This is a genomic window from Pseudoalteromonas sp. OOF1S-7 (assembly GCF_022347765.1).
GTDB lineage: Bacteria > Pseudomonadota > Gammaproteobacteria > Enterobacterales > Alteromonadaceae > Pseudoalteromonas.
On sequence record NZ_JAKRFZ010000019.1, the window covers coordinates 18,180 to 35,211 of the forward strand.

General features: G+C 50.1%; 13 protein-coding genes and 1 other RNA gene. 4 read left to right on the top strand and 10 right to left on the bottom strand.

The features are described from left to right. The first annotated feature begins 119 nt into the window (after positions 1-119). A complete protein-coding gene (locus MHN33_RS20300) occupies positions 120-965 on the top strand; it encodes a LysR family transcriptional regulator (RefSeq protein WP_046005551.1) in 846 nt (281 codons plus the stop codon). Positions 966-1,165: 200 nt separating this feature from the next. On the opposite strand, the gene MHN33_RS20305 is transcribed toward MHN33_RS20300, so the two are convergent. The 4 genes from MHN33_RS20305 to MHN33_RS20320 are packed head-to-tail and all read right to left on the bottom strand — an operon-like array spanning position 1,166 to position 5,413. Further along, on the bottom strand, positions 1,166-2,332 hold the full coding sequence (locus tag MHN33_RS20305) for an FAD-dependent monooxygenase (RefSeq protein WP_239400816.1): 1,167 nt from the start codon (positions 2,330-2,332) through the stop codon (positions 1,166-1,168). 9 nt (positions 2,333-2,341) lie between these two features. Continuing rightward, complete coding sequence (gene ubiH / locus MHN33_RS20310) at positions 2,342-3,514, bottom strand: 2-octaprenyl-6-methoxyphenyl hydroxylase (protein ID WP_239400818.1); 1,173 nt, start codon at positions 3,512-3,514, stop codon at positions 2,342-2,344. A 19-nt stretch (positions 3,515-3,533) separates the two neighbouring features. Further along, complete coding sequence (gene pepP / locus MHN33_RS20315; protein WP_239400920.1) at positions 3,534-4,850, bottom strand: Xaa-Pro aminopeptidase; 1,317 nt, start codon at positions 4,848-4,850, stop codon at positions 3,534-3,536. A 5-nt stretch (positions 4,851-4,855) separates the two neighbouring features. Next, entirely contained in the window at positions 4,856-5,413 is a 558-nt protein-coding gene (locus MHN33_RS20320; protein WP_239400820.1) for a UPF0149 family protein, read from the bottom strand. Positions 5,414-5,633: 220 nt separating this feature from the next. On the opposite strand from MHN33_RS20320, the gene ssrS reads away from it, so the two are divergent. Continuing rightward, positions 5,634-5,816, top strand: a non-coding RNA gene (gene ssrS / locus MHN33_RS20325) — 6S RNA. Positions 5,817-5,916: 100 nt separating this feature from the next. Here ssrS and MHN33_RS20330 read toward each other — a convergent pair. From MHN33_RS20330 to zntR, 3 genes are all read right to left on the bottom strand, one after another. Continuing rightward, positions 5,917-7,014: a 1-acyl-sn-glycerol-3-phosphate acyltransferase gene (locus tag MHN33_RS20330; protein WP_239400822.1), complete on the bottom strand. Its 1,098-nt coding sequence runs from the start codon at positions 7,012-7,014 to the stop codon at positions 5,917-5,919. A gap of 134 nt (positions 7,015-7,148) precedes the next feature. Further along, the gene (locus MHN33_RS20335) at positions 7,149-8,369 is read right to left on the bottom strand and encodes an SO_0444 family Cu/Zn efflux transporter (protein ID WP_239400824.1); all 1,221 of its coding nucleotides are present in this window, start codon (positions 8,367-8,369) and stop codon (positions 7,149-7,151) included. Then, complete coding sequence (gene zntR, locus MHN33_RS20340; protein ID WP_239400826.1) at positions 8,356-8,769, bottom strand: Zn(2+)-responsive transcriptional regulator; 414 nt, start codon at positions 8,767-8,769, stop codon at positions 8,356-8,358. The genes MHN33_RS20335 and zntR overlap by 14 nt, the downstream gene beginning before the upstream one ends. A gap of 137 nt (positions 8,770-8,906) precedes the next feature. Here zntR and MHN33_RS20345 point away from each other — a divergent pair, with 137 nt between their 5' ends. Next, positions 8,907-9,854, top strand: a complete 948-nt coding sequence (locus tag MHN33_RS20345; RefSeq protein WP_239400827.1) for a D-2-hydroxyacid dehydrogenase — start codon at positions 8,907-8,909, stop codon at positions 9,852-9,854. 366 nt (positions 9,855-10,220) lie between these two features. Beyond that, complete coding sequence (locus MHN33_RS20350) at positions 10,221-10,583, top strand: DUF3192 domain-containing protein (protein ID WP_239400828.1); 363 nt, start codon at positions 10,221-10,223, stop codon at positions 10,581-10,583. Between the two features lie 43 nt (positions 10,584-10,626). Here MHN33_RS20350 and MHN33_RS20355 read toward each other — a convergent pair whose 3' ends face one another. From MHN33_RS20355 to MHN33_RS20365, 3 genes are all read right to left on the bottom strand, one after another. After that, complete coding sequence (locus MHN33_RS20355) at positions 10,627-11,529, bottom strand: diguanylate cyclase (RefSeq protein WP_239400829.1); 903 nt, start codon at positions 11,527-11,529, stop codon at positions 10,627-10,629. A 4-nt stretch (positions 11,530-11,533) separates the two neighbouring features. After that, a complete protein-coding gene (locus MHN33_RS20360) occupies positions 11,534-15,250 on the bottom strand; it encodes a response regulator (protein ID WP_239400830.1) in 3,717 nt (1,238 codons plus the stop codon). Positions 15,251-15,353: 103 nt separating this feature from the next. After that, complete coding sequence (locus MHN33_RS20365; RefSeq protein WP_239400832.1) at positions 15,354-16,994, bottom strand: GGDEF domain-containing protein; 1,641 nt, start codon at positions 16,992-16,994, stop codon at positions 15,354-15,356. Positions 16,995-17,032: the final 38 nt, after the last annotated feature.

Sequence of the window (17,032 nt, forward strand, 5' to 3'; positions counted from 1 at the left end):
TGATGAAATTAAGATGCACAAAAGTATAGGGATCCGCCATCGCAACAACAAATTGTATTTATTTATCGTTTGATAAATAATATTAATGTATTTGGGTTTTATAAATTGATTTTATTAATATGAAAAACTTATCGATTGATGGCCTGCGCACCCTGGTAACTGTGGTTGAAGTAGGTGGTTTTGCCAAGGCCGGTGAGCTGCTGGGCCTGTCTCAGCCGGCGGTGAGCTTGCAGATCAAACGCCTTGAAGAGCAGCTGGGCTGTAAACTGTTTAAAAAGCAGGGTCAGCGACAGGTACTCAATCAGTATGGCGAACTGCTGCTGCCCCAGGCCAAGCAAATGCTGCAATTCAACGATGGGATCATTCAGCAATTTACCTCCGAGAGCGTAACAGGCCGGGTACGCCTGGGTATTCCCAGTGAATTTGCCGCGCGCATCCTGCCCGCCATCATCGGCGACTTTGTATCTTTGTATCCGGACGTGGCGCTGGAAGTGAAATCCCGGCTCAGTAAACACCTGCTGTCGGTTTCTCGGCAGGATCAATTCGATCTGGTGCTGGCACTGAACGAAGATCTCAATTCATCTAACTATCCGGTGTTTATGCAGGACCAGCTGGTATGGGTGGGCGACTTGTCTCTGGCGCAACAGCAAATTGTTACTTTGGTCACGGCGCCGGAGGGCTGCATTTATCGCCGCCGTGCCATCGAGGCACTGCAACAGGCCGGACTGCAATACCGCATTGTGTATAGTAATGCCGATTTAACGGGGCTGACGGCCGCGCTTAAAGAAGGGCTGGGTATTACGGTGCTGGCTAAAAGTACCGTGCCGGCTACGCTCAGTTACCAGGCCCAGACAGCGTTTTTGCCCGAACTGGGTCAGATTGGGATCAGCCTGGTGAAAAACACTCAGGAGTCTGCCCACGCAGTGAATAAGCTGGCTGAGTTTATTGCGCTGCGTCTGGGGTAATCATTGCTTTGAGACCAGCGGGATGACAGGCTGTGTATGTGGGAATGGGTGTTATTAGTGTCACTCCTGAGTCGCCTGTTAGTAGTTCCCGCATCGAGTGCGGGATGACGGGAGTTGAGTTTGAAAAGTTGTGTTTGATGCTCAACCCAACAGGTGTAAGCGGGCTGCTTGTTTGGCACCAAGCAGCCCTTTAGTATCTATTATTCGCCGATGGCCTGCTGCACAAACAAGTCTTTAATCGGGCCGAGATTATCTACCACATTTAGCCCTACGCCCCGCACCAGCTTTTTAAGTGGGTGACTGCCGCTGAACAGCTCTTTTAACCCCTGCATCATGGCAATGTGTTTTTGTGCATCCAGTTTACGGGTGCGCTCGTACTCACGTAGTGTGCTATGAGCCGCGAATTCATCGCCCTGCTCACTCAGCGCTTTGATCAGATGCGCGGCATCTTTGAGGCCCAGGTTCATGCCCAGTCCGGCAAGCGGGTGGATGGTATGTGCAGCGTCGCCCATTAACACCACTTTGCCAGTCAGCCACTGTTGTGCGTAACGCATGGTCAGCGGAAATACCGCTCGCTCACCCTGAACCGAGCACAATCCACATTGCAGATCACTGGCGGCGCTCAATGCTTTGTTAAAACTCAGCTCATCCATGTCCATCAGCTCTCGGGCTCGTTCAGGGGCTGTAGACCAGACGATTGACTGAGTATGTGGATCAGACAAAGGCAACAACGCCAGCGGACCATCCGGCAGGAACACCTGACGCGCTGTGGCATCGTGCGGTTGTTCAGTGTTAATGGTAGCCACAATAGCGTGGTGATCGTAATCCCAGAAGCTGATCGGCAGATTAAACTGACTGCGTACCCCTGAGTTTGCACCGTCTGCTGCAACCAGCAGTTTGGCCATTACCGGTGTGCCCTGCTCCAGGGTGATCAGCACATCGCTTTCTGTCTGGTGGATAGACTGATAGCAACTGCCAAACAGTAAACTCGCCTGACTATGCTGCTGTAAGGCCTGATATAGGGCAAAACGGATAGCGTCGTTTTCGATAATATGACCCAGTTCAGGCAAAGCCAGCTGCTGTGCGTTAAACTGGATGCGGCCAAAGCTGTCTGCATCGCACACCGACATCTTACGATAGGCCGTGGCCCGTTGCGCTTTGATGGCATCCCACACGCCTAAAGACTCAAACAGGCTCTGACTGGCTAAACTGATGGCACTAACCCGCGTACCATAGACCTCGCCCAGCGGCTGAGGCTCAGGGCCGGCATCCAGTACCATCACAGAGATATTGTTCTTTGCCAGACCCAGCGCCAGCGCCTGGCCTACACACCCACCACCGACGATGCACACTTGTACTTGCTGCATGATTATTCCTTACAGGGTTCGTCCCATGAGTTGTCGCGCCAGTGGCGCTTTCAGTTGTGAGAACAGGCTCATTGACAACAGGCCACAACTACGCCCCAGAGCCAGCATACGGGAATCATTGGAAAACAGTCTGACCAGAGAATCGGTCAGCGTCATGACACGGTTAATATCTGACTCGCGCGCGGTTTTGTAGCCTTGTGTGAACGCATGGCTGCCCCACAGCTTGCGGTCTGTCTGTTGCAGTAGCGCAACCAGTGCCTGAATATCGCGCAGTCCCAGATTAAAGCCCTGCCCGGCAATGGGGTGAATGGCATGTGCTGCATTACCAATGAGCACACAGCGATGATGCACCAGCTGCTCTACCCGGCCCAAAACCAGCGGATAGCTGGTCCGTCTGCCTACCCGCTCAAAAACACCAGCCCGATAACCAAACGCTGCCTGTAAACGCGCCAGAAACTCAGGTTCATCACACTCACGCAGCGTATCGAGCTCCTGCTGCGGCATACACCACACCAAAGAAAAGCGCTTGTTGCTCATTGGCAGCAGTGCCATCGGACCATGTTCGGTAAAGCGTTCAAACGCCTGGCCCTGATGCTTTTCGTGTATCTGTACGTTGGCGATCAGGGCGCCTTGTGTATAGGGCACACTATCAAAGCCAATATTCAGCTTGCTACGGGTTGGCGACTGGGCACCGTCGGCCACGACCAGCAACTTGCCCGACAGGGTTTCACCACTGTCCAGCGCCACATCTACCTGTACCTGACGCTGGTTCAAGCCGGTAATCTTGGCCGGGCAAAACAGTGTGATGTCCAGTTTACTCAATTGCTGATGTAAGTACGCGCCGTACGGGTTCACTTCGACCACATAGCCCAGCGCCTCTACCGCAAATTCATTACAGCCGATAGTTGTTTTACCAAAGTGACCGCGATCCGAAACGTGCACCTGAGCAATAGGCTCGGCAAACTCCCAGTGCGGGTCAAACAACCCGAGTTTGCGCAGATAAGAGACCGATTGCTCGGCCAGTGCCAAACTGCGGTCATCAAAGCTGGGGTGGCTGGCCGTTTTGGGCTCAAAGGCTTCAATCACCGCGATACGGCTTTCGGGAAGCTGTTTTTTGATCGTGACGGCGGCTGTGGCACCGGCCATGCCCCCGCCCACGATTAACACATCAAAGTGCTGCAAGTTGTGCTCCTGCTTGTGTTTATTCGCCTGAGCGCATTAAGGCTTCAATCTCAGCAATGGTTTTGGGCACCGCTGCGGTGAGATTTTCAAAGCCATCCTCAGTGATCAACAGATCATCTTCAATGCGCACGCCAATTCCTTTATATTGTTCAGGTACTTCGGCATCTTCGTCAAAATACAGGCCCGGCTCTATAGTCAACACCATACCAGGCTCAAACGGCCGGTCGGCCTCATCCAGCTTGTATTCACCCACATCGTGCACATCCAGCCCCAGCCAGTGGCCCAGGCCATGCATGTAAAAGGCTTTACAGGCTTGCTTATCGAGTAATTCGTCGACGTCGCCCGCCAAAATCCCCAGTTCAATCAGTCCTTCTGTCATCACTCGCATGGCGGCTTCATTGGCTTTCACCAACGTGCCCCCCGGCTTAACTTGTTCAAACGCCGCCTGTTGTGAAGCCAGCACTAACTCATACACGGCTTTTTGTGGTTCGCTAAAGCTTCCATTCACCGGGAAAGTGCGTGTGATGTCGGCAGCATACCCTTCAAGCTCACAGCCTGAATCGATCAGGATCAAATCTCCGTCGGTTAATGCATCGCAGTTGTCGGTATAGTGTAAAATATTGGCATTATTACCCGAGCCAACAATGGTACCGTAGGCCGGATGACGCGCCCCATTCATGGCGTAATGATGGTGAATTTCGGCTTCCAGCTGAAACTCGGTTGCGCCGGGTTGTGCAAACTGCATGGCGCGTTTGTGGGCGTCTGCGCTGATCTGACCGGCTTTGCGCATCACGGCAATCTCAGCTTGAGATTTAAACAGACGCATTTCGTGTAGCAATGGTCGCACATCTTTAATGATTTCAGGTGCCCGGTAGCCTTTTTTAGGCGCACTACGCAGTGTGCCCAGCAGGGACCAGATTTTATCATCAAACGCACTGTAAGTACCCTGACCGTAGTAAAGCGCCTTATGGCCATTGACCAGGCCCAGCAGTTCCTCATCCAACTCACTCAGAGGGAAGGTCTGGTCCAGTTCAAGGGTTGTTTTAGCTTGTTCGTGGCCCATACGTCGGCCGTGCCAGATCTCGGCCAGTTTGTCTTTATTACGACAAAACAACGTCTGATGTGTTACGCCATCTCTGTCTTTGCTCAGCACCAATACCGCATCGGGCTCTTTAAACCCGGTTAAGTAGAAAAAGTCGCTGTCCTGGCGAAACGGGTACTCAGTATCACGGCTGCGGGTGAGCTCTATGGCGGCAGGGATCACCGCCACTGCGTTGTTGTCCATTTGCGCCAACAGCTCAGCGCGGCGCGTTACAAATTCCTGATTGGCTATCATCATAATTAATGCACTGTTTTGGAGGTCGGTGAAGCAGTCTCTTTGCCTAATTCTGCAAAGCATAACAGCGCCGACACGCGGATGTATTCAATCACCTCATGCAGTGCCTGTTTGTCTTCTTCACTTTCGTCGAAATGGGTATCTAGTTTAGTGATCTCGCTAAAGTCACTAATCACTTCCTTTACATCAGCCGAAAACTTACCGTAGTCTTTTTGCTTAAGGCCAAAGCCCAGTAAAAATCCGGACACCCAGGCTACCAAGGCATTGGCCTGATCGCTCAGACTTTCTTCCATAGGCAAATACAGCTCAAACAGGTGCTCTGGATCATTAAAATGGGCAACGACCAGTTTATACAGCTCAGCAAAAAATTCTTTTAGTGGCGCAGCAAACTTCTGACCATCGTTAAAGACATCGCTCAGCAGTCCAAGGTACTCCTGCTCTTCGATATTCAGGCCACATGCCAGTAATCCGCTGATGGTACCGTGCACTTCAGCCGGGGCAATGTAGATATCGTGTTGTTCCAGCAGTAACTGCGCTTGCTGATAGTCTCTTAATTCACTCATGGATATTGTTCTCGTTTGCTTTCGTCTGCTTAGTCAATGCTACCACCCGAAGTATAGCAACAGCAACGACTTGTCTGTATGTGTACAATTAATCTGCGCACTTTTTTGTATTGTTCAGATGCCATACAAAAAGTGCATAAATCACCGTCAGTCAGACAACTTTTTACGGATATTTGCGGATAAAGGTTTCTAGATGCGGCTTGGTCTTATATACTGAAATCGTTCCCTAGCACGTTGGACAGTGGATGATGTCCCTGAGCCGATAACTTTTTCTTAGGAACGCAGTTTGCTTACTATTGCGCAGGCTCGGCAGGTACCGAGAAGCCTACGGTGGGCTGTTGCTTTCCGCCTTGAACCTTAGGGTTCAAGGACTGACATCTGCATCCGCGCTGCCGGGGACACCTTTTCTTTTTGTTTCAATAACATCCCCACTCCTTGTACCATCATTCAGATATTAAAAACCAGCCAGGCATAAAAAACGCCCCGAAAGGCGCTTTAGAAGATTACTGCGACAGTTTGCGTTTTGCGGGCTGTGCGTAGATAGACAACACCAGTTGACGTAACTCTTCCGGCACTTGCTCCAGCGCTTCCATAAAGCGGCTTTTTTCCTGCTCACTACTTTGGCTCTCATCGCCGGCGGCCAGATAGTTGCTCGAGTGCAGATAATAATTGCTGACAATCTGCTGATCGATGATTTCGGCCAGCTGCTCCGGCGTTTCAAACTCTTCATCTATCGGTGTGCCAAACGCCACATGGACATGGCCCTTATCGCTGCTAAACCCTTCGATGATGCTGCTAATGTCTTCGCCTTCGGCTTTAACATATTCACCGAACTGCTGTTTGTGATAAAGCTCACGGGCTTTTGACACAGCACAGGGCTCGTACTGATAAGAAATCGACACCGGTACAATCTTGAGCTGGCGCACATATTCAGCAAGCGGCAATTTTAGCTTGCGCCCTTGCAGCTGCAGCATCTTGAGCAATGCCGGATCGGTAAAGTCGACGCCATCTTTAGCACGTCCTTCTTTTTGTGCAATCCAGATTGAATTGCCTTCATCCAGCGAGTCATAAATATACGCAGACAACTGAGACAAGGCACGCAGCATTTCTTTCGGTGCCTTGGCAGATCGCTTCACGATAAAGCTCTTGTTCAGGCGCATCAGCTCTGTGATATACGGCACCTGCAACAGGTTATCTCCAATGGCGATACGCACAGTTTGCATCTGCTGCTGATGCAGGCCCCAGTTAACCAGTGCCGGATCCAGTACTATGTCTCTGTGGTTAGAGATAAACAGATAGGCGCCTTGCTTGTTGAGTTTATCTAGCCCTGAGTACGTTACCTTGCTGGTAGTGCGCTCAATCAGCATAGACAGATAGCCGGCAACCTCATCCTGTACCGCTTCAACGTTGGTAACTGACTGCCACTTTTTCTTCAGCCGACTGCGTACCAGTGGCCGGGATATCAGATCCCACCCTGCCAGCCACTTGGGCAGGTTATGCTCCGCAATCACATCAATAAACTGATCATCGTCCAGCAAACGCTGTAAAGCTGCGGGGACTTCATCGTCATTGTAAGGTCTGATATCTGCGTATTTATCCACTAAACTACTCTTTTATTATTGGTGGTTGTCATCAAAACGTCTTATTCTATCGCGCGCCCGGATCGGAAGCTAAGAATATCAAGTCTGACCAGAGGAGCCTGTACAACTCGCGCTATTATACAGGCTCCCGCGTATTATACCGATGTCTGGGCAGGTAAAAAACGCTGCTTCATGCCCTGCAGCATCAGCCGGCCCATTAACAAAGCCAGTACAACACCACTGCTCAGTGTTAGCCAGTATGGCAAAACTTCATGGTTGTGTCCCATCATAGGTGCCACGGTGAAGCCAAATTGTGCCACCAGCCAGTCGGTTAAAAACCCGAACATAATCGCCACGCCGATGACTGCCCCAAGGTAAGCAAACACAGCGCGACGACCCAGCTCTTTGGCCACCACGCCTATGGTGGCGACATTGGTCGCGGGGCCAGCCAGCATAAAGACTAACACAGCGCCGGGAGACACCCCCGCCAAAAGTAATCCGGCTGCAATGGGCGTTGATGCTGTGGCACAGATGTACATCGGAATACTAACCAGAATGACCACTAACATAGCCAGGATCCCATTACCCCATTGAGCCAAAAAAGCTTCAGGAACATAGGTTTGTACTAAGGCGGCAAAGAATAGACCAATCAGTAGCCATTGCATAGTATCGGCTAACAATTTATTACAGCTAAATTGCACGGCAGACGTCAACTCTTGCCAAAGCCCAGGATTAGATGGTGCGGATGCACAGCAGGAGGAGGCCTGCTCAGGGTGCTTTTGAGCAGGCTTGCTATCGCAGCAACTGCTTTGTGGTACTGGCTGACCCTCACTCTGGCTATCGCAACAGCTGCTTGTTTGCACAGGCGCTGGTTTAGGCTCAGTAGCACAACAACTGCTTTTATCCGGTCCCGCTTTTTTTGCTGAGCCGCCACAGCACCCGCTGTCTAAGACGCCCGGAGTCGTGGACTGTGTGTTGCCCTCATCTTTGCCAACCAGTACTCCGGCTGTGATCGCGCTGGCTACCGCGGCAATGGGTCGGATCACAGCCATAAATGGTCCAAGCAGCGCATAGGAAACCGAGATTGAGTCAACCCCGGTTTCGGGTGTCGATACCAAAAAAGCGGTGGTGGCGCTTTTAGACCCGCCGGCACGACGTAGCCCGATGGCCGCCGGGATCACCCCACAGGAACACAGTGGCATAGGCGCACCGATCAGAGCGGCCTTTATAGTGGTCCAGAGGCCTTCCTTACCTAAATGTTTTTTTAAAAAATCTTTGGGAATGAATACATTAAGCAATCCGGCAAGTAACAGGCCCAACATCAGCCAGGGCGCTGAAACCAAAAAAAGTTGCCAAAAATTATCAAGCAGAACCATCTACATCCTCCAACGCGGTTAAAATAGAACAATCATCAGCACTTTCTTCGCCGCCACAGCAGCGCTGGGCCAGCACGTTCAAAGAGCGTTCAAATTTCAGTAGCTCTTCAATTCTTTGCCGGGTTTGTGCCAGCTTCTGTACAGTCAGCGACTTAACCTCCTCACAACTGTGATTGTGTTTGTCAATTTTAATGGTCAGCAGTTCCTGAATATCTTTGAGACTGAAGCCCACCGCCTTTGCACGCACAATGAAACGCATCTGTTCAAGTGCGCTATCGTTATATAACCGATAACCTGAAGCGCTGCGTTCACTTGCCTGCAGCAGGCCCTGGCGCTCGTAATAACGCAGTGTGTCGGTAGACACATTTAATTGTTTCGCAATGTGGCCAATCTTATACATAATCAGTCTTGCCGTCCTTAATGAATCTGATCACAGTATAAACCTTAGAGTTGAGTTCAAGGTCAAGTACAAAGATAAATTTTAGCGATAAAAATGATACACTCGGCGCCATCAGTTAGTCAGGAACGTTTGCCGTTATGAATATTGTTGTTTTAGATGCCGCCACACTGGCTGGTGTTAGCCTGGACCCGCTCAGAAAGTTTGGCACAGTCACACAGTACGATACCACCTCACCCACTCAACTATTATCACGTTTGCAAGGTGCCAGTGTGGTTGTGACTAACAAGGTCGTGCTCGATGCCAGCACCCTGAGCCAGCTGCCTGATCTAAGATTGATCTGCGTGGCCGCAACCGGCACTAATAATATCGACCTTGAAGCAGCACGGGCTCGCACTATTGCGGTGACTAATGTCGCAGGTTATTCTACCGCGTCAGTCGTCCTGCATACTTTTACTTTGCTCGGCAACTTAATGAGTAATATTCACCGCTATGCACAGGATTGCGCCAATGGTGCCTGGCAGCGTAGTGAGCTGTTCTGCCGTCTGGACTACCCTATCCATGACTTGTCTGGCAAACGCTTTGTAATCGTTGGATATGGAAATCTGGGCCGGGCCGTTGCGAAAGTTGCTGCAGCTTTTGGTGCCGAGGTGATTATTGCTGAACGCCCGGGACAAGAAACCGTGCGTACTGAGCGCGTTGAATTTACCGAAGCTCTGCGCAGCGCTGATATTGTCTCCATTCACTGTCCTTTGACTGATACCACCCGCGACTTATTCGATGCCAACACACTGGCACTGCTCCCGGCTCATGCCATTTTACTGAATACCGCACGCGGCGGCATCGTCAATGAGCAGGCGCTGGCAAATGCACTAACCACTAAACAGCTATCTGGTGCCGGTGTTGACGTACTCAGCACAGAACCAGCAGAAGCGACTAACCCGCTGGTACAGTATCAGGGTCACAACTTATTGCTAACCCCTCACACAGCCTGGGCCAGTCAGGAGTCCATCGCGCGCCTGATCCAAGGCATTGCCACGAATATTGACCGCTTTTTACAAGGGCGAGAGCACAACCGCCTGGTATAGCAGTGTGGCTTCGAACAGAAACGACTCGAATCCATCATAAGCGTACCCACTCAGCAACGAGTCACTTTAGAGTGGCTCCCGTCTCCGTGCGGGGTGCACAAAGTGAACTTGACTGTCTGGTGTATTGTCTGAATAGCTCCCTGGCCGCTACGTTCAGGGCCCCACCTCACTGTCCAGACCGCCAACACCCATGAGTTGGTTTTTTTGACCAAATATTGGCAAAATCTTTAAAAATTTGGCATTGGTTAAATCGCACTGAATCAACAAAAGACATAAGCATTTGATTTTTAAAGGGTTAAAAACTGGCAAACTCTTTGCAAAATAAAATTCAAAGAAAACAAAGACGGCTAAGCCTGGGATATAAAGATGAAAAAATTACTACTTGCAACTGCGCTTTTGAGTTCAACCGCCCTGACAGGCTGTGTTGTCGCGGTCACAGATGGCGAATTTAACGGTCACCATAGCTGGAAAAAAGAGCAAAAACAAAATCGCGAAAAAATCAGCCAGCTAAAAATGGGTACAGAGTACCAGAGTGTGCTGAACAAGCTCGGTACACCTGAATACACGGACATGGTGTCTAAGGGGGATTCCGTTTATCAGGTACTTTACTTTGCTACTAATAGTAAGCATTCAGACGGCGTAGTAACCAAAGATGAATGTACTCCTTTACTTTTTAAAGACAATAAGTTAGTAGGATTTGGTGACACAGCATTGGCCCACCTGCTGTAACCTGCTCGCACTCTTGGTTCAGAGTAAACACGCTCTGAACCACTTACACCACACTCAACACGGCTTTTTGTTGCCGTTCACGCGCATCATTCAGCGCTGAGGCAGCCAGATCGAGCGGATCCCGGTGTGCTCTAGAATAGTCGGCTTTGGTATAGCAAATTCCCACACTCACCGTTACATGCGCACAAATCGGCGAGTGCGGATGGCGGATCGCTAACGCCGCAACCGCCTTGTGAATAGCCTCTGCGACCTCTTGCGCTTCAAGCTCACTGATATCTCGCAGCAAAGCCACAAAGCGTCCACCATCATAGCGGGCCGTAAACCCGTCCATATTATTGATGATCCCAGCCACCACCTGCGCAATTTTATAGAGGCATTCATCGCCCCTGATATGACCAAACAGCTGGTTGTAACGCTCAAAGTGATCCACACCCAGTACAAACACTGCCAGAGGCCGAACCCCCGACGCGCACTGTCGCCAGAAAGTTGCCAGAGTTTGATCCAATGCCCGGCGATTGGGCAGTGATGTCATACCATCGATCAGCGCCTGCTGGCAGAGCTGATCGTTACGTTGCTTGATAGCCAGATGAATTTTTACCCGAGCTTTCACAATATTAGGGTTAAACGGCTTGGTAATATAGTCGACAGCACCTTGCTGAAGGCTCTGCGCTTCATCTAAAAAGCTGGCACTAGCGGAGATCACAATCACAGGCAGTTGGGCTGTCTCAGCATTGGCTTTTAACGCCTGCAAAAATGTCTGAGCCGCGTCGCCAAGCTGCTGATTATCAATGATGATCAGGTCTATACGAGTACTTTTAAGCTGTTTAAGAGCATGTTCAGGTGATGCACTCAGCGTCAACAGGTAGGTTTCTTCCAGGGTGTTTTGCAATACCACACGATTGAGCGGATCTGGGTCTAAGACGAGTATATGAGCTGATTTGTGCATTTTCTTATCCTTTTAACCAAAACGAAATAAAACACAAAGTTTGTTCTACAGTTGCCAGCAACTGTGCCTGTTCATCAGCTAACCGGTCAGATAGCTGAGCAGCAGCTTGTTTATCCGTTTGCTTTGCAGCAACCTCGCACTTGCGTGCCTGAGCGGCCAGACGGCGTAGTCCCAGCCCCGCAGCTGATCCTTTAATGGTGTGTGCCAAACTGACCAGTTCGGGGGCACAGTGCGTACTGTGCAAAGATGTTACGTACTCTTCACAAAGCTTAGCAAACTTTTCTACCATGGTACGGAGCAAGGTTTCTTTACCCATCATTTGGGCCAGTGCAAACGGATAGTCAAAGATCACCTCACTGGCCGGAATATAATCCTGCAACGCCCCGCACAAGTCCACCGGCGTAACGGGCTTAACTAAGAAGCCATTTAACCCGGTCGCCATGGCCTGCTGCTTTTCCTGCTCATGCGCATTGGCTGTTAGCGCAATAATAGGTAAGCTGTCACGGTCAAACTGGCGGCGCAATTGTCGACTGGCTTCGTACCCGTCAATATTGGGCATATATAAGTCCATCAGCACGACATCGGGGCGCAGCTTTTGACAAATGGCGACTATATTCTCTGCGTTACTCAGTGCAACCACCGTTGCACCATGCTGTTCGAGTACTGTTGTGCTGATATCCAGATTCACCGGATTGTCATCAACAACAATACAGAGCATTGGAGATAACAAGCAAGGTTCTGGTAAAGCCGCCTCAGGCACTTCCAGTGGACAGGTACTCAGGCTCTGATAAAACACGGGCCCAGGTAAACTGAAGGTGCCAGAATTGGCAGGCAAAACATCCAGGCAGCCGGCTGTGTCGGGCACCAGCCAGCGTGCATCCAATTCAGGCTCAGACTGACACAGTGTCTGAATATGTACAGGGTCATCACACGCCAGGTAGTGGACCGTGGCGGGAGCACTCAGCGCCTTAAGGTCAGCCACACTGCCCTGGCGCACCCCCTGGTGTGCCAGATAAGGCAAAGGTGCCTGATCGCCCAGTATTAAGAACAGAGATTTACGCTGCTCATCGCCAGACAATGCCGCTCGTTCTAATTGCAGAGTGAACTCAAACCGGCTGCCGACTTCGGGTTTGCTGGAGAGTGTGATCTCTCCCCTCAATAACTGGATCACCTGCTTCACAATTGCCAGGCCAAGTCCTATCCCCTCGTGGGGACGGGAACTAGTTTCATTGCCCTGTGTAAAGGCATCGAACAAGCGGGCCTGATCACGCTCACTGATCCCAGGACCGGTATCCCAGACACAAAACCTGATGGCCTGCCCGGACGCTTGTGAATCGGGTTGCAACGACAGGCTTACTCCGACCCGGCCATGCTCAGTAAACTTAACGGCATTGCCCAACAGGTTCATCAGAACCAGCTTGATACGCGCCTCATCACCTATCAATCTTGGCCAGATAAACGGGTCTACTTCTACCTCAAACGCCAGCTGTTTCGCACTACTCAGCGGCGTAATAAAACCACTCAAACTGGTTACCAAATCGACCAAACAAAATGGCTGGTTGTTGGGCTTACCCTGACCACTTTCAAGCCGTGCAAAATTAAGGATATCGTTCAGCATCGCTAATAACTGCTGAGCGGCGCGCTCAATCTGCTCGAGTTTTTGCTGCTCTTTACTGGCGTCCAGCTCGCTCTTAAGGATGCTTACCATACCTAAAATGGCATTGATGGGTGTGCGGATCTCATGGCTGATATTGGCAATAAAGCGACTTTTGGCATGGTTTGCCCGTTCGGCGTCCAGACGGGCACGGATCAGCGCCGTGACATTCTGAACGTGGATAACAAAATATTTGGGATTCTTTTGCTTATCCCACACCAGAGAAACGCTCAGATGCAACCAGCGCTTTGGGTCTTGCTGAGCCAGGCTAAGCTCACTGGCTCCCTGGCGCTCTTGCAGGCAATGATCCAGCACATCATTGAGCGCCTCCACATCGGCATCCTCAAACACGCTATACAGGCTGCTGCCAATATCAACGCACGTAAACAATTTACGCGCCGCACGGTTAAGCTCAAGCACCAGGCGGTCAACAGATAATAAAATTACCCCATTGGGCGCATATTCAATCGCTGCTTTAAAGTTTTGCTCCGATGCCCGTAATGCGGTCAGCGCCTGCTGTTGCTCGCTGATATCCCGTGCGACCCCTAAAGTGCCAATGCGCTTACGCAAGTCGTTATACAAAGGCGAAACCGTGATGAGGTAACTACTGCCTTCCAGCACCAGGGTGTCAGTGAGGCTTTGCCCCTGTCGGCCCATGGTTTGCTCAAGTTCCAGCAGGGCCAGGTGTCGCTCAGTCACCTCCTGATGCTCACGGGCCACCAGGTCAACCTGGGATACGCCCATAAACCGCTCAAAAGCCTCATTACAACCGATAAAAGAGCCATCGATATTTTTGTAGTAAACCAGATCTGGGACTGAGTTAAGAACAGTTTTAAGCAAGGCTGCCTGGCGCTCTTTGGCTTCCAAACTACGTGACAGAGCTTTTTTTTGCTGCTGAACCTGCTCATCCAGCTTAGAGTTGTTTTCCTGCAATTGTTGCAGCGCATTGCGCTTTTGTGTCACAACCCGTTTAATCTCCAGAAACCAGGGCTGCCAGTCTTTAGGGACTGGATAATTCATGGTCGCTTCCGGAGTATTTTCCTGATAGGTCAGATATTGGACAAAATGCTTTAATGGCCGAATAAATACCTGCGCGTTAAGCCATACGTACGCGGCGAACGTACATACAATGAACAGGATCAGAAACCCCAACTCCAGCAATACTTCATATCGCGCCGGAGCAGAAAAACGGCTCTCATCCTGGACAAAATTCAGCGTAAATGGCTGAGCCGCAGGGCGATAACTAAACCGTACTCCACCTTCCCAGGGCAGTTTGTCAGGACGTGCCACATCACCTTCGGGCTCCCGGTAGCCTTTGCTGGTGGCCAGGACCACGCCCGGTTGTGTGCCCTTTAATGCCAGCTCTCCGCCACCAAAGGTCATCTGTTGCAACTTGCCAGCCAGTTTATCAACATCATAGATCAACAGAATTTGCGACAATGAGCCACTCGCCAAACGCTGACCCAGCGCAAAATAGCGTTTACCAAAAACCCGGGTTGGCATGCTGGTGGCCGTGATCCCCAGACTGAATTGCGGGGTGAAACGCGACTCAACAATGGCCGTCAGCAGATTGCTCTGGCTGGTATCACGGCGTTTTATAAAAGCAAAGCCGTTGTCCTGAACAAACACCACGGCTTCGAGTTCGTCTATCAGTGCCAGTGCGGTATTAAAACTGGGACCCAGCGCCATGATCTGCTGCCACTGCACGACCAACTCTGGGGTCGGGACAAACCGACCAAGGCCTACGACTTCTCCCCCATTATCGGGAAGCTGACGATAAAAATACCCCGCCTGCTGACGAATATTTTGCTGCCAGTCTGCATCCAGCTGATAGCGGATAGGCTCTGCAAGGCTATTACGAATACTGGTGATCACCGTTTGTGCGGCCAGCGTTTCCTGCTCAACTTGACCGGCAAGCACGAAAAACTGGGCCTGGTAAACCTGATACTGGCGCTCAAGCTTAATATGATAAAGGTGAAAACACAGCACCACTGCCAGCAACATAGGTACCAGCAAGGCCACACTAATCGCCTTACGATAGTTCTTGAGAGGGAGAAATTGCGCCACACAGCGACTCGACGTTAGTTCCTTGTTTTAGCAAGAGTAACGAGCAGTTGCCAATCTTTCAAGCTGGTCAGCAAGTAAAAACCCGAGGTTGGGAAGCCGAAAATTAAGTGTTGGCCACTTTTGTATTATTACGACCGTCCGACTTTGCGTCGTACAAGGCCATATCTGCGCGTTTAATTAAACTGTCCATATCGTCTTCTATCTTTGCCTGAGCAACACCAAAACTACAGGTCACGGAAAACACCGTGCCCGAGGCATCAAACTGCATTTCTGCAATCTCCATGCGGGCACGCTCCACAGTGGCCAAAGCAACCTTACTGTTTGTCATAGGTAAAATAAGGCTAAACTCTTCGCCACCGAACCGGGCAATCGTGTCGCTACTGCGAAACGTCTTACTAAGGTAATCTGCAAGCCTTTTTAAAACAACATCGCCTACATCGTGTCCCCATTTGTCATTCACGGACTTAAAGTGATCAATATCAAACAAAACCAGCGTAAGATCATGTTGATAACGACTAACCCGTGCTAACTCCTGCTGAAGCTGCTCATGCAAGTAACGACGATTGCAAAGTCCGGTAAGGGGATCTGTAATGCTCAATATTTTAAGCTTATCGTTGGCAGTTTGCAGTTCTTCCGTACGCTCTTTCACTTTGTTATTCAAATTTTGATTCAGTTCTTTGAGGGAATCAATCATGTAGTTAAAATGCGCTGTTAATTGCTTCACCTCCTGAAAACTTTCACTACTGTTGTACTGCTCAAATTCGCCACTCGCCACCTTATCAGTATGTGCAATCAACTTTTCTATTGGCTGAGAAACATACACAGCGACACCAACACCAACGATAATCGCCAGTACAATTATGACTCCCTCCAGGATATAAATAATGTACTTGGTCTCACGCAGCATAGTGCCCACTTCAGACTCGTTTATTTTAACCACCAGACCCCAGTCCATATCTGCGAGATACCGGGTATAAGCCATGACAGGCTCCCCCATATAGTCTGGTGCATTGGACATTAATATTTCATTGCCTAGTAACGCTTGAGTAATAGGCACATCGGTTCGCTCTTTGTCCACAATACGATTAAAAGCCGCCTGAGCATCATACTTTAACGGTACAGCAAACACTGCATCCCCCCGCTCATTTCGCACAGCAAACAACCACTCACCGGTCTCACCCAGGCCAACGCGTTTGCGCACAAAGTTAATGATGAAATCACCATAGAAGTGTGTTTGAATAAATCCAATATCACGATTTTCAACCTGTAACTTATCAGTACTGGTCATAAATAATTGTGACTGATGATAGCGTAACTCTACCATAGGCAAAGCTTTTACGATGGGCACATTCAGGCGTTCATTGAGAGGATGAGGATGAGAAGAGGCCACCAACATACCATTGATATCGTACAAGCTAATGCTGTGCAGCTTATTCATACTTGCATGTGCATCACGCAGTATCATATTGACCTTAGTTAGAGCCGTCTCATCCTGATGCTGTAGCCATTTTTCCATACTAATGCGCATCTGAGTGCGGCTTTTAATCAGGGCATTACCATCCTTTACGCGATCGACCACCGCCTCAATGCGATGCTTTGCAATCAAAGATAAGGCTTCCAGCTTATCTGCAACCTGCGCCCGATAATTAGTCGCTGTGTAATGGTTCAAATACTGCAAGGATAAAAACAAGGGCACAGCAGACAGCACCAGAAAACTCACGATTAAAAGGTGTTTTAGTTTCATATCCCCTCGACCAGGGTAATCTCAAGACTTGTTAGTCA

Bases quoted from the DNA above. Each gene is read 5' to 3' on its own strand.
- MHN33_RS20300 (WP_046005551.1), top strand. From the start codon at position 120: ATGAAAAACTTATCGATTGATGGCCTGCGCACCCTGGTAACTGTGGTT.
- MHN33_RS20305 (WP_239400816.1), bottom strand. From the start codon at position 2,332: ATGCAGCAAGTACAAGTGTGCATCGTCGGTGGTGGGTGTGTAGGCCAG.
- pepP (WP_239400920.1), bottom strand. From the start codon at position 4,850: ATGATAGCCAATCAGGAATTTGTAACGCGCCGCGCTGAGCTGTTGGCG.
- MHN33_RS20320 (WP_239400820.1), bottom strand. From the start codon at position 5,413: ATGAGTGAATTAAGAGACTATCAGCAAGCGCAGTTACTGCTGGAACAA.
- MHN33_RS20335 (WP_239400824.1), bottom strand. From the start codon at position 8,369: ATGGTTCTGCTTGATAATTTTTGGCAACTTTTTTTGGTTTCAGCGCCC.
- zntR (WP_239400826.1), bottom strand. From the start codon at position 8,769: ATGTATAAGATTGGCCACATTGCGAAACAATTAAATGTGTCTACCGAC.
- MHN33_RS20345 (WP_239400827.1), top strand. From the start codon at position 8,907: ATGAATATTGTTGTTTTAGATGCCGCCACACTGGCTGGTGTTAGCCTG.
- MHN33_RS20350 (WP_239400828.1), top strand. From the start codon at position 10,221: ATGAAAAAATTACTACTTGCAACTGCGCTTTTGAGTTCAACCGCCCTG.
- MHN33_RS20355 (WP_239400829.1), bottom strand. From the start codon at position 11,529: ATGCACAAATCAGCTCATATACTCGTCTTAGACCCAGATCCGCTCAAT.
- MHN33_RS20365 (WP_239400832.1), bottom strand. From the start codon at position 16,994: ATGAAACTAAAACACCTTTTAATCGTGAGTTTTCTGGTGCTGTCTGCT.